This window comes from Paraburkholderia sp. JHI869 (assembly GCF_038900775.1).
GTDB lineage: Bacteria > Pseudomonadota > Gammaproteobacteria > Burkholderiales > Burkholderiaceae > Paraburkholderia.
Genome location: NZ_JAYMSC010000053.1, coordinates 1 through 13355, shown reverse-complemented (window position 1 = coordinate 13355; position 13355 = coordinate 1). Strand labels below are relative to the sequence as shown.

The 13355-nt window shown below is 58.9% G+C and carries 11 protein-coding genes and 3 pseudogenes; 4 read left to right on the top strand and 10 right to left on the bottom strand.

Annotation, left to right across the window (positions count from 1 at the left end; translation table 11 throughout):
- The 5 genes from VSR72_RS41885 to VSR72_RS41865 are packed head-to-tail and all read right to left on the bottom strand — an operon-like array spanning position 1 to position 4209.
- A complete protein-coding gene (locus VSR72_RS41885) occupies positions 1-735 on the bottom strand; it encodes an amino acid ABC transporter permease (protein ID WP_342958054.1) in 735 nt (244 codons plus the stop codon).
- Complete coding sequence (locus tag VSR72_RS41880) at positions 732-1436, bottom strand: amino acid ABC transporter permease (RefSeq protein WP_342958053.1); 705 nt, start codon at positions 1434-1436, stop codon at positions 732-734. Before VSR72_RS41880 ends, VSR72_RS41885 begins: the two co-directional genes overlap by 4 nt.
- 27 nt (positions 1437-1463) lie before the next feature.
- Positions 1464-2279 carry an ABC transporter substrate-binding protein gene (locus tag VSR72_RS41875; RefSeq protein ID WP_342958052.1) on the bottom strand — a complete coding sequence of 272 codons (816 nt, stop codon included), beginning with the start codon at positions 2277-2279 and terminating at the stop codon, positions 1464-1466.
- A gap of 38 nt (positions 2280-2317) precedes the next feature.
- Positions 2318-3538: an aminotransferase class I/II-fold pyridoxal phosphate-dependent enzyme gene (locus tag VSR72_RS41870; protein WP_342958068.1), complete on the bottom strand. Its 1221-nt coding sequence runs from the start codon at positions 3536-3538 to the stop codon at positions 2318-2320.
- A complete protein-coding gene (locus VSR72_RS41865; protein WP_342958051.1) occupies positions 3535-4209 on the bottom strand; it encodes an RraA family protein in 675 nt (224 codons plus the stop codon). The genes VSR72_RS41870 and VSR72_RS41865 overlap by 4 nt, the downstream gene beginning before the upstream one ends.
- 123 nt (positions 4210-4332) lie before the next feature.
- On the opposite strand from VSR72_RS41865, the gene VSR72_RS41860 reads away from it, so the two are divergent.
- Together VSR72_RS41860 and VSR72_RS41855 are read left to right on the top strand one after the other, a co-directional pair.
- Positions 4333-5232, top strand: a complete 900-nt coding sequence (locus VSR72_RS41860; RefSeq protein WP_342958050.1) for a LysR family transcriptional regulator — start codon at positions 4333-4335, stop codon at positions 5230-5232.
- 71 nt (positions 5233-5303) lie between these two features.
- Positions 5304-5504, top strand: a pseudogene (locus VSR72_RS41855) (LysR family transcriptional regulator); the annotation flags it as partial.
- 58 nt (positions 5505-5562) lie between these two features.
- Here the strand turns inward: VSR72_RS41855 and VSR72_RS41850 are convergent.
- From VSR72_RS41850 to VSR72_RS41835, 4 genes and pseudogenes are all read right to left on the bottom strand, one after another.
- Positions 5563-5924 (bottom strand): annotated as a pseudogene (locus tag VSR72_RS41850) (transposase); the annotation flags it as partial.
- A 96-nt stretch (positions 5925-6020) separates the two neighbouring features.
- A pseudogene (locus VSR72_RS41845) lies at positions 6021-6161 on the bottom strand (SDR family NAD(P)-dependent oxidoreductase); the annotation flags it as partial.
- Between the two features lie 7 nt (positions 6162-6168).
- A complete protein-coding gene (locus tag VSR72_RS41840; protein WP_342958049.1) occupies positions 6169-7254 on the bottom strand; it encodes an alpha/beta hydrolase in 1086 nt (361 codons plus the stop codon).
- A gap of 833 nt (positions 7255-8087) precedes the next feature.
- A complete protein-coding gene (locus tag VSR72_RS41835; protein ID WP_342958048.1) occupies positions 8088-9023 on the bottom strand; it encodes an N-acyl homoserine lactonase family protein in 936 nt (311 codons plus the stop codon).
- Between the two features lie 752 nt (positions 9024-9775).
- On the opposite strand from VSR72_RS41835, the gene VSR72_RS41830 reads away from it, so the two are divergent.
- Positions 9776-11602 (top strand): hypothetical protein, encoded by a 1827-nt coding sequence (locus tag VSR72_RS41830; protein WP_342958047.1) that lies wholly within the window; start codon positions 9776-9778, stop codon positions 11600-11602.
- Between the two features lie 6 nt (positions 11603-11608).
- On the top strand, positions 11609-12427 hold the full coding sequence (locus VSR72_RS41825; RefSeq protein ID WP_342958046.1) for a LuxR C-terminal-related transcriptional regulator: 819 nt from the start codon (positions 11609-11611) through the stop codon (positions 12425-12427).
- A gap of 156 nt (positions 12428-12583) precedes the next feature.
- On the opposite strand, the gene VSR72_RS41820 is transcribed toward VSR72_RS41825, so the two are convergent.
- Complete coding sequence (locus tag VSR72_RS41820) at positions 12584-13201, bottom strand: TetR/AcrR family transcriptional regulator (protein WP_342958045.1); 618 nt, start codon at positions 13199-13201, stop codon at positions 12584-12586.
- Positions 13202-13355 lie beyond the last annotated feature (154 nt).

Below are 13355 nucleotides of genomic sequence, written 5' to 3'. Positions count from 1 at the left end.
TTAGTCTCCTGCGATTGTCGATAGGACCCGCGTGTGCAAGAACGCCGAGCGCGCCGTACGCCGGCGGATCAGGCTTACTTCGAGGTAGCGCACACTGCGCGTAAGGACAAAACAAATGACAAAGTAAGTAGCAGCCAGCAGGAGGTACACCTGCAGCGGTCGAGTCAGCAACTGGCTATTCACCTGATTCGCAGCGAACGTCAATTCCTGCACACCGATCACATAGCCTAACGAAGTTTCCTTGATCGTCGATATGAACTCGCTCAGCATGCTCGGCAACACGTTGTAGACCGCCTGAGGCACGATTACGCGTCGCAGCGTCGTCATGTAGCCAAGGCCGAGCGCACGTGCCGCCTCGAATTGTCCGCGGGGAATCGCCTCGATACCGGAGCGGATGACCTCCGACAGATATGCGGCCTGATAAACGACTAGTGCGAAGATGAGGGTTACAACGCCCGACACGGTCACGTGCGTAAGCACCGGCAAAAGGAAATAGGCCCAAAAGATCAGCATGAGCAACGGCATACCACGTACGAACTGTACGACCGCGAATGCGGACCAGCGTAGTACGCCGAACGGCGAAATGCGGCAGATCGCGATCAGCAAAGCGATCGGCAGCGACGCGGCGAGACACAGTACCGCGATCAGAATCGTCATCGCTACGCCGCCCAGCGGTCCTTGCGGATACTGGCCGACCAGGAAAGTCTGCCAGTACTGCGTCAGAATCTCGATCATCGTCTCCCCTCCGCGACATTGAAGCGTCGCCCGAGCGCCGCCCCGCAGAACATGATCGCAAACGAAATCGCCAGGTAGATGACGGTCGCAACCGCAAACGCTTCAAATGTGCGATACGTGTTGCTATCGACCTCCTTCGCCTCGTACGTCAATTCCGCCACGCCGACGGCCATCGCGAGACTTGTGTTCTTGAATAGCACCAACGCCTGATTGAGCAGCGGTGGCAGCGAAATTCGCAAGGCCTGGGGCATGATCACGGTGCGCATCGTCAACAGATAGCTCATCCCGAGCGCCCGCCCAGCCTCCATCTGGCCGCGCGGGATCGCCCTCAGTCCACTACGCAGATCCTCGGATACATAGGCCGCTGCACAGAGCACCAGCGCGACCGCTGCGAGCGGAGATTCGCTGCCGTGGCTGGCAAGATAATCGCGCAGCCACGCAGGGAAGAGGCTCGGTGCCGCGAAGTACCAGAACAGCAATTGCACGACGAGCGGTACATTGCGGTGATACTCGACGTACGCTGCGACAACCGCCGCGCCGCCGCGCACACCGCTGTTCCTGACGACCGCGAGTAATGCACCGAGGACGATGCTGCCCAGCCACGCCACCGCGAACAGCGCGAGCGTAACAAGCGTCCCGCCGATGAACGCCCGTAGATAGTCGCCGTGCAGCACGGCGGCAAAATCGAACTGATAGTGCATGAGGAAACTCCTCGCCAATTACGTCGCTCAGCCCTTTATCGCCACAATCTTGAAGTCGCGACGGATCTTGTATTCGCTGCTAGCGCCCAGCCATTTATCAAAGATCACTCCGGCCTCGCCTGAACGCTCCATCGCTTCCAGCGCGTGGTCGACGGCCTCGCGCAATGCCGACTCGTTCTTGCGGACACCGATTCCCCATTGCTCCGAATACACTGGCTGATCAATGATCGCGAGTGGCACGGCCTCATCCGTCTGACGCTGCATCTTGACCAATGCGAGTTCGGACGCGCATAACCCATCGACCTTGTGCTGCATGATCGCCAGAAAACCGCTCGTCGGATCGGGATAGCTGATGACGCTCGCCTTCGGTAGCAGCTTGCGCACCGCGGGCTCCGCGGATGACCCCTTGACTACCGCGATGCGCTTCGTATCCATCTGGCTGAGCGAGGACAGATTCGCATCCTTGCGCACCAGCAGCTTCGACGGACCTGCGAAATAGGCATCGCTGAAGTCGATCTGTTCGGCGCGCTGCGGCGTGTAGCCAAGATTCGCCGCGATCACGTCTACTCGCCCTTGCAGCAACTCGGGAATCCGCGCATCGACGGCAATCAACTTGATCTGCAGCTTGACCTTCAATGCCTCCGCGATGCCTTTGCAGAAATCGACATCGTATCCGACTATCTCGCGCGTTTTCGGGTCCTGAAACGAGAATGGCGGCGCCGTGCCCAACGTTCCGCAGATCAGCGTGCCGCGCTGCTTGATATCGGCCAGCGCGTCGGCATGCGCGGCAACCCCGTAAACCAGCGCCAGAATGCTGGCGACCGACATGAGAAAGCGTTTCATGATGTTGATGTCTCCAATCTTGGGTTATTATCAACTTGTTAACGGAGCGCTTCGCACGCGGACTTGATGCGGCGGCAGCCCTCTTCCACGGTCTCAAGTGCTGTGGCGAACGACAGCCGGATCGACGGCGACACGCCGTAGGCCGCACCGTCGAGCACTGCGACCTTCGCATGGTCAAGCAAATATGCGGCGAAATCCATATCGGAGCCAATTCGCGTTCCGGCTGGCGTAGTCTTGCCAATCACGCGTGCGCAGCCGGGGAAGATGTAGAACGCGCCGGAAGGCCGCACGCAGTCGAGCAAGTCGACGGTGCTCAGTATCCGCATCGCCGCATCGAGTCGTTCGCGAAACGTCGCGACGCAATGCGCGACGAAATTCTGCGGGCCCGTCAGCGCGGCTGCGGCTGCCGCCTGACTGATCGACGACACGCAACTGACTGTCTGCGACTGGAGCGTGCTCAACTGGCGAATCAAGCCATTGGGACCAACGCCGTAGCCGATACGCCAGCCGGTCATTGCATACGTCTTCGACACGCCATTTACCGACAGCGAGCGGTCAGCGAGCGCCGGCACAACCTCAAGCGGCGTCAACGCCTTGCCGTCACCGTAATGGAAGTGTTCGTAGATATCGTCGCTGAGCAACCACACGCGTTCGTGGGAGAGAATCACCTCCCCGAGTTCGCGCAATTCGCGCTCGCTATAGGATGCGCCGGTAGGGTTGTTGGGCGAATTCAGCACTACCCAGCGGGTACGGGGCGTAATTGCCCGGTCGAGTTCGTCAGCTGTCAGCTTGTAGTCGCGCGCCGCCGATGCGCGCACGATGACGGGCACGCCTTCGTTGAGCGCAACCATGTCTGGATATGATACCCAGTAGGGTGCGGGCACAATTACCTCGTCGCCGGGGTTCAAAGTCGCTGCGAAGGCGTTGTGCAGAACCTGTTTTGCGCCACTTCCGATGAAGACCTGTGTCGCATCGATCGACACGCCATTCTCTCGCCGATACTTCTCGACAACCGCTTCACGCAATGTCTGGGTGCCCGCCGCCCCGGTATATTTCGTGTCGCCGCGCGCAATCGCGTCGATGGCCGCTGCCTTCACGTGATCTGGTGTATCGAGATCCGGCTCGCCGATGGACAGATCCAGAATCGTATGGCCTTCGCGCATCAACTGCAAGACGCGTTCGCGTGCCGACCCACTGGCCGACGGTTTGATCCGCGACAGCCGCTCGGACGCCGGAATGGTGTTTGTGATCGCATTCATTGGAGCGCACCCCGCAGGCTGGCGATTCGGGCGTCGACCCATCTCCGATCGACTGCATCGGTCGCAACTGCTTCACTGAAGGCCCGTTCTTTTTGGACGTGGCGCACAGCGCGCTCGAGCACGCCGGCTGCATCGTCGGGGCGGATGGCCAACACGCCATCCGCATCTGCAACGATCAGGTCGCCAGGAAACACCACCATGCCGTCGATCGTTACGACTGTGTTGATTTCACCTGGACCATCCTTGTGTGGTCCCCGATGGGTAACGCCTCGCGAGTAGCACGGAAAGCCGGTTTTTCGGAACGCTGCCACGTCGCGCACCGCACCATCGATGACGAAACCCGCCACGAGTCGCCGCTGCGCCATCTGCATCATCAGATCGCCGACCACTGCGTTGTCGCACGTGCCACTGGCGTCCACCACTAGCACATCGCCAGCTTGAAGCAGGTCGAAGGCCTTGTGGATCATCAGGTTGTCGCCCGACCGCGTCTTGACCGTCACCGCATTTCCGATGAGTGGCGCGTCGCCGTGCCGCGGTACGAGACTCATCGTGCCCGTGCAGCGTCCCATACAGTCACTCAGCGCCGCAACCGGAAGCCCCGCGAATGCCTCTCTTTGCTGCTCGTCCAGACCCTGCACCCGAGATTCGATGCGCACCGCTGTCTCCGTCATATCTGCTCCTAAAAAAATGTGGCCTTGCACTCGACTTGGTAAATACAGTCTAGGCTTCGACAAAAATGCGAAAAAGCGATAAATTTTCTTGATCTATCACGAGAAAAATTCCTGGAGCACGCGATGCACCCGACGATCAAGCAACTCGAAGCCTTTCTCTCGACAGCCCGGCTCGGCAGCTTCAGTTCAGCTTCGGAGAGCCTGCATACGACGCAATCCGCCGTGTCAAAGCGCGTCGCGGAACTGGAAGCAGCGTTGTCGGTCTCCCTATTCGAGCGTAGTCAAAAGCGCCCCGCGCTCACCGCAAAAGGACGCGCGCTGCTGCCGCTTGCAGAACAGATGGTCGAGCTGCTCTCGCGCATCGACGAAGAAGTCCAGGACCCGGACCCGTTCGCCGGACGCTTGCGCATCGGCGTGACGGAGATCTCGGCATTGACATGGTTGCGGCGCTTTATCGAGCGCGCGCGCGAACTCTATCCGCGCCTGACCATCGATCCTGAAGTGAACTCGAGCCGCACGCTGCTCGAACAGTTCGACGATAATGCGCTCGATATTGCTGTCGTCCCCGAGAGCGATCGTTGGCCGGCGAACTATTGCAGCGTCGCCGTCGGGACGCTCAGAACCGCATGGGTCGCTAGCCCTTCGCGAGTGGGCCGCAAGCGCCGCATCGCTCCGCGGGAACTGGTAAATCACCCGCTGCTGCTGCAAGCAGCAACGTCCGTGACTGCACGCGTTCATGAGTCGTGGTTGCGGAAGCACCGCGTGTCCGCTCGCCTAGTGACGCGCACGAACAGCCTTCCGGTGCTCGGCCAATTGACGATTGCCGGCCTTGGCCTCAGCGTGCTGCCGATCGAGTTCTTTCGGGAAGAAATTTCAAAGAACCTGCTCGTCGTCCTTGATACAGGAGACACCTTGCCTCAACTCGACTATCACGCGATCTATCGCCGTGAGCGGCGCGATCCGATGTCAAAGATCGCGGAATTGGTCGAAACCCTGTGCGACTTTCACAAGGCAGCGGACTAGCCGCTGCTGCACCGTTACGGCTCCGCACCTATCCTTGACTGTAAGCGACCCGAACTCACAGGCCCTCGTCATTGGACTCCCCGACATACTTCATCAAGAATCGTGATCAACAACTCCGCCTGTTCCTCGAAATCGCCGAGCGGAAGTCATTGCCCAAGGCTGCTGACCGAGCGGGTTTGAGCCAGTCGGGCTTAAGCAAACAGCTCGCAAGCCTCGGGCTATTCGTCGGACAATTACTTTTCCAGCGCAATGGCCGCGGCGTCGAGCTGACCGATGCCGGACGCAGATTGCGGGACGTCGCCCGGCCCGCTTACGACCTCATCGACGCTACCTTACGCCTTTCGGATCGGGGTAACGGAAGCTGTCAGACTGGCCGCGCCTTGCGAAGCGTGGGAACCCTGCCCGCCTGGCGAAGAAGTTCGCGTAGGCGCGCTCCAGATCCTTTAGCGCCTGCTGCAAGGGATGGACCGGAGCATCGGACAGCCACGGTGTATCGTGCCATTGCGCCACGCGGTGAGTTCCTTGCAAAGCCCGGCGTAACCGAGCTTTTTCTCGCCACGCTCGTAGCGCTCCATCTGCAACGCCAGCGCCTTGTTGAAGACGAGTCGGCACGAGCCGGCGAAGCGGCGCATGTTGCGCTGCTGCTCGCCAGTCGGCATGAGTTCGTATTTGAAGGCCTGGAGTCGTTGCATAAGCGAAGGCTTACCAGCACTCACGTGTTGTCAAGGACGCCTGCGGCGTCCGCGCTATCCTCCCGCCCTGCAGGACGGAGCTTGCCGCGCATCTCGGTCATGTATCACCGCGCCCGCGCCGATCTTGCTGCTCGCACAGGCGACGATCACCGCAGCACCCTGCGCTGCGAACGCCTTCGCTATTCCTGCACCGATTCCTTTCGACGCGCCCGTTACGCAACCTTCGAGACTCGCCATGCCGTCCTCAAGCGCTGAGAGATTCTCCCTTCAGTTGGGCAAGCGCACAGCGCCCGGCAACACCGTAAGGGTTGCCGAGAGTCTCCAGTATTTCGACATGGTTATAGCCTCTTCCGATCACGAGACTTGCCGGTTTGCCCGATTTCCGGACTGCTGCCGCGAAATCGTCACTTTGCCGCATGAACTCCGGGGTCTCTAGCGTTCCATGCACCAACGCGAGTGGTGCCGTCAATGCATCGAGGTGACGCTGAGGGCTCAGCTGTGCTTCCGTTTCATCGGTGAATTTCACGTACTTGCTACGCGACGACAGGCGCACGGGCTTCAGATCGTATATTCCGCTGATCAAAGTAGCGGCCTTGATAAAACCGCTGGGTAGTCCGTAATCCTTCTCCCAGTTCGTGGTTAGCGCAACCGCAGCCAGATGCGCACCCGAAGAGTGGCCGGAAATATAGATCCGGTCAGGGTCGCCGCCAAACGACGAAGCATTCTTGTAAACCCATTCCAAGCAACGATTGACTTGCTCGGACATCTGCATCAGATTTCCGCCAGCCTCGATCACGTTGATGAAATCCGGGACAATAAAATGCACCCCGCGCTTTACGAACATCTCGGCAAGGAACCCGAATTGACTCGCAGAGCCGGCTCGCCAAGCGCCCCCATGAACAAAAATGTGAACTGGAGCCTTTCGCTCCTTTGCCGAATACAAATCCAGCGTTTCAACGGAAGTTGCCCCGTATCGAATTTTTGTCGGTGCCCCAAGTCGGGACCGTGCATCGTCGCTGTTGGTTTCCCAACGTTTGATCACTATGTCAAGATTGGACGCATAAGCGGCTTGGTCATAAGCCCTATCCAACGATTCCTGATCGAAATCCAGCCACACAGGCTTGCCACGCGGCGCGATTGATTGCGCGCCAACTTTACTCGCAAGCGCGACGGCCGTCGCTGCGATAGCGCCCGACAGCACCATTCTGCGGCCTGCATCGACATTCCTCCGCATCTCCCCTCCCATTGTAACGAACATGCACGGCAACTTTCTGCTTTTGTTTTTCAGCTGGACAGCTTCAGCCCCCAACGTCCCTACCAATATAGCCATTTGGACGTACACGTACTATTCGCGAGTGTATGTGCATGGCGGCTCCGGCGTCAAGGTACAGGATCGACGCGCGAGCGACCGCTGGAGCTCCACAGCGGCACCAAACCCGGGCGCCCTCGGGCGGTGGACACCCACCAGGTGGACGCCCTGCTACGCCTACTGTCCTTAACGAGCCGTGTCAGAAGATCTGACGCATGCCGCCCCGCAGCGCAAGCTGGTTCGTCCGGACGACAGGCCCAACCGAGATCCAACAGACGGTTGGCATAGTCGACACCGAATCTCTTCGAGCCAGTTTGCGAGAATTCACCCGAGACGCGGTCGAAATCGAACCCAGCCGCTGGAGGGTTCGGAATGCTCAAGGCTTTGAAAGGGAATATAACGAAGATTTGGGAGCGTAATTTTCGAACCGCGACGTGTAACGGCGGCTGTGCCTCAAGGCATTGCGCTCGTGCGCTGCATGTTGGCTGGGTCCACGACAAGACGACGGGCATTGAGCCGGCCCCTTTGTTGGAAAAAAGGCCAACGCTGTTCGTCGCATAATATGCTTAGGCGTCCGATTATTTTGGCCGTCTGTCCCGCAGGCCCTTCCATCAACGAGACCGCCGGCCGACGGGTCGAGCCCAACCAGCCCCGAGGCAAAGACAAACGGGTCGACCCGCACGACAGAGCTATAGTGGAAACGTGCCGTTGGCAAGAACGCTCGACGAAATAGTGTCGCCGTGCATGATTGCGCCAGAAATTGCCGTGTTCGGACTCCCTCGCTTGCCAAAGCAACGGCAGAATCATCGAATTGACGGGCCCTGTGTCGCGCCCGTCCGCGATATGCGCCCGTTTCAGATAGTGATGATCTTCGACGCGGTAACATCGGGGCGCCGTGAGATGTCTCCCTCCTTCAAATTGATCTCGGCGATCTGATTCCGGTTCGGTGGTGCTTCCCAGGAAGAATGGCGGTTCCAGACCTCGGGATCGTGACCGGGGATGACGCGCTCCGTCTTTTGCTTGAGGAGTTCTCGCATCTGACGGTACACGTGAATCTGATTGAACGCGTTACCCTGGTGATAACCCGGGGGCCACATGCGATCAATGTTCGAGTACCAGTAAACGATGTCGCCAGCGGCTACGAACGGCCCGTTACGTGTGTTCACTTCGAACCATTGCGAACCGAACGTATGACTGTCCTTCGCGAGGCGAGCCGTTACACCCGGCAAAACCTCTTCGTCACCGTGGATGAATTTGACTCTCCCGTCGGAAACGCCCTGCGCTGCACGCATCAGATCCGTCGGATCGAAGGACGAAAACACCCACGCCTTTTCCTCTTCGGTCTCATGCTGGTGAGCCGCACATACCGCCTGCGACCAACCCCGATACTCATCGATCTGGATATACAGCTTTGCGTTTGGGAAGGCTTCGAAATTTCCCATGTGATCGAAGTGCATGTGTGTCACAAGTATCGTATCGACATCCTCCGGCGCAAAGCCGATTCGTCCAAGCACGTCTCGCGGTTCTTCCCAACTGGAGAATGGGTATTTCGTCAACCAATAGTCGTTACGAAATCCACAGTCGACAAGCGCAACATGCTGCTTACCACCTACCTCTCCTCCGACCAGTAGCGTGTAGATCATGGGGACGCGGAGGATTCCGGCATTGCTGTAGATGCCAGCACCGCCGAAGAAGTCAGGCGGCATGTCTACCTGGCAGTATGCAAGCGCCCAGATCGAGTAATCCGTGTCTCGCACAGGTTGGTGGCCAATGATGGATGGAACGCTCACGTGAATCTCCTGACTTGAGGACGTATTTAAAGTTTGTAGACCGAAATATATGAAATGCTGGATAACGCGCCGCCCACAACTACGCTGCCTGAAACGCATCTCCTTCGGGCTGAACGTAAGTCTCGAAATGCATACGAACTCGTCTTATGTGTCGGTGGGTCAGGAGTCTCCGGCTCTCTTCATCAGCGGCCGGCAAGTGGTCGCATAAAAAATACGTACACGTACTTTATATGCGACGATCATAGTTGCGGCCCCGAACCGCTGTCAAGAGGTACGACAACGCTAGCCGGTAGGTAAAAACCCGCTCATCCTTTGACCCAGCAATCAAACACGGCCTCTGCCGTATCCCCCACTTTTTGAATCCACCTCCCCCGATTCACTGCCCCTCCGCCATTTTTTGGCCCGTAACAATCCTCCCACCCCACGTACGACGACCGGGCATTCCAACAACAAAACGTGGCAAGCCGGTCAGTGCTGAGCACCGAATGCCATTCGACGTGGGAAGCAATCACGCCGGACCTCCCTCTGATCAGACGAGGGGCTCGGCAGCGTGGACAAACAAAGCCGCCTAGCACTTCACGCTGACCTCCATGCCCGCGCGGGATTCGCCGGGTGTCGCCGCCGTGACTTACCTGATACTGCGACGGATTCGAACGGCACGCTAAAGGCATGGCAGCCCGACAACTTCGCTCGCACTGCATCCGCGCCCTGCCGCCATGTCGTGTCGGGCGCGTCTACTCGCGAATAAGATCGTGGGCCAGAATCAAGCAGCAAAATTTCGTCCTATCGTCGATATCGACCGTGCCGTAGAGCGTCGGCTTCTTGTCGATATCGTACTTGACGCGCCGCCCTCAGGCGCCCGGGTCGTCATCATCGCGGCGCCGGCCGGCTTCGGCAAGACCACGTTGCTGGCGCAGACAGAGCGTGTCGCCCGCGAACGCGGCGAGCGTACTTTCTGGATGAACTGCGACGTAACGGACCGGCACCCGATAGACTTCCTTGCGAGCTTCACCCTCGCACTGGCCGCTGGCGGATTGCATGTGTCCGCTCACGAAGGCGCCGGAGATGTGATCACGAGTCTTGCAGAGGCGGCGGGCTTTTGCACGCTTTTTATCGACCAATACGAAGCCGCGTGGTCCGGCGAAATCGATCAGTTAATCGAATATTTCGCGGGGGCGCTTGGCCCACGCAGCCGCCTTGTGATCGCCGGCCGACAGATTCCGGTCATCTCCCTTTCGCAGTTGCAGCTTCAGGGAGCCGTGCGCGTCGTCGACGCCGACACCTTGCGATTTTCCCAGAACGACACCCTCGAATTGCTTCGTGAAGTGGCCGCTCCGTCAGGTGCGCAGGTGTGGGCGCGATATACGGAAGGATGGCCATTCGCGCTCCAGATGGTGCGACTGCGAAGCGTTTCCGGCTCGGTGCCCGATGTCGCCGAAGCAGGCGGTCAAGTGACGCTTACCCACATCTTCGATTATCTTGCGCACGAAGTGTTTTCGTCACTGTCGAGTGAGTTGGGTGATTTCCTCATCGACTGCTGCATCCTCGAAGATGTCGATGCCGTAGCTGCGGACGCGATCCGGCAGCGCGACGACAGCGCAGTCTGGCTCGGCGAGGCCCGGTCACGCAGGCCAATCGTGTATGTCAGCGAGGCTCCAATAAGCGCGCGGCTCCACCCATTGTTGCGCGACTTCCTGCGCAGCCGATTGGAAAGATCGTCGCGTGCAAGGTTCACGAGGTTGCATGCCAATGCCGCGCAACTCTATGCACAACGCGGAAATGTCTTTCTCGCGGTTGCTCATGCGGTTCAGGCGGGGATGCTCGACTTCGCCACGAACGTGATTCTCGCAGCGGGCGCGGTACGTCTGCTCATCAGCGAAGGATCCAGCCGCGCGAAGGCATTGCTCGATCTTCTCCCGATCTCCCATGTGAGAAACGAGCCTCGGTTGCGTCTGATGCTGGTTTGCATTGGTCTCGTCGACGAGCGGAGCGTCGACAACGCATTCGACCTGTCGAGGCTGGAAGCCACACTCTCCGCCGAAGGACCGAATGGGATACTGGATGAAGCAGTCAGACTAGATCTTGCCTACGTCCGTTCGATCGTGGCAATCGAGGAATCCGAGCGAGCGATCGAGTTTCACCCGTGGCAGACCGTCGGCGAAGTTTTGCAGGACGCGCGCGCTCGCTTCTTCGAAGATCCGCGCTATCTGTGTCTGTGTCTGCCGGTGGAGATTCTTTTTTTACAGCGTTATGGTCGTATTGGAGCGGCACGCGTCAGGATCGACGAGTTCGTCGAGATCAATAAGTCGGAGCGCTTCCGCCAGAACGCGCCATGGTCGATCATTTTCTCCGCGTTGAGCGACTGTGCGCAGGGCCGTCTTTCGGAGGTCGACGGAACACTGCAGCGCGCCGCATCCAGCGACGTCATCGCAGCCGAGGTGCAGGTCCGCTCATTCATGCAAATGATGTATGCGACGCTCGGTCGGGCCCGCTATGGAGTGGGCGCACTGCAGGACGCCCTGTCCTGCTTTGGTCATTGCGATGACAGCACGAGCGCCGCGCTCGTCGAGGTGTGGTAAGGAGGCGTGCTTTGCGCCGCCCGAGCGGAATTCTTTCTCGGGAAATCCGGTGAGGCACTGCGGCGCCTGTCCGATGCGCGAATGCGTGCGGAGGTGCGCAATCGCTACCATTTGGGTCTTGCAGCGACGGCCACTCTCATCGAACTTTACGTTCGATTGGAGGAGATACCCGAGGCGCAGCGACTCGCAAACGAAATCCATCTTGCCGATCGATGGCAGCGCATCGTCAATGGCACCGAAGCGCCGTGGGCCGAAGTCGAAGCCATCGGACAAGCCCGATATTGGGTGCTTCTTGGATCGCAAGCATATGATGATGCATACGAGACCGCACAAGCGTTCGAGGCATCTGCGATATTCCGTGAAAGGCCGGCAGCAGAGGCTCGCGCCCGGCTGATGAAGGCGCATGCATCGATGGCCGGAAATCTTGATCGACGCCCGGAAGCGGATATCGCAAAGGCACTCGAATTGACATGCGGCGGCGGCGGCCTTCAATGCTTCGTGGAAGCCGGCGAGCTCGTGAACACGGTGGTTCGCGAGCTCGCAGAAAGCGGCACATCCGGACACCGTGAATGGGCGAAGCAGATCGTCGCAACATGGGAACGGAACTTCCGCGAGCGCGTCAGCAGTTCGCTGCTTTTTACTGCGCGCGAACGCGACGTGCTGGCAGGCTTCGCAAGCGGCTACACGACCAAGGTGATCGCCCGAAACTTGTCGATCTCACCCGAGACCGTCAATCAACACCTGAAGTCCATTTTTAGCAAGCTCGACGTCTCCGGACGCAAGAACGCCGTCTCCGAAGCTCGTCGCAGGGCCATAGTGCCTTGATATTTGCGTGGGCTAGCAGCTTCAGCCATCGTCGCGAAGAGACGCTCGCAAGGAGCAATCGCCAAGGCAATATGACGGTGCCGGAGAGGCATCGCTCAACGCGAACTCTGCTCCGGAGCCGCTCATGCGCCGTCATTTGGACCTTCGCAGTTCGCGTTAGGGTCCGTAGAATCGCATAAAGACATCGATTCCATGATCGACCTTCTGCCGCAACTGAGCGTCGCTGAACGAAGCGCGGGCGCCGAGTTTGACTTCAAGATTAGAGAAACCGATCCAAAGGCCAGCAAGATCATCCGCTGCCTGCATGGCGTCGCAGCCCCTCAATGCCCCCTTCTCGACAGCATCCAGAATCAGCGACGCAAGAATCGCTTGTCCCCGCCCTGGTCCGCTTGCGAAAAACCGCTTCGGAAGCTCGGGGCTTCTTTTTGCCGCTGTCGCTATGAGGCGGTCCCATCCAGCGAGCTCCCGATCGTTTATAAATCGAGTAAAGCGCATCCCGAACTCACGAAGTGCCTCAACGATATCCATCGTCAAGCCCGCTGCCAATTCGTCGTCTGTCGCTGTCCTGTCAGACTCACGCCGAATGACCGCATCAATCAGTTCGTCCTTGTCCGGGAAATACGCAAACAAAGTCGCTTTTGCGACTCCTGCATGTGCAGCAATAGCGCTGGTTGTAACGTCCGCCCCTTGCTCCAAAAGCAACTCACGTGCAGCATCAAGAAGCGCCTCGCGCTTTGTAAGATCCTTTGGACGTCCACGCGGAAGTATAGTCATGTCAAATTCGGTGATCTCAAGGTCAAAATCGCGGCCATCAGCATACCTCCCGCGACTGAAATATGCTCCAGTGCGATGTGTAGTTCTTCGGTTCGACGGGGCTCAGAAAAAGTCCAGAACGCGTGGCCGTAGGGGATGGTAAGCAGCGTAAATA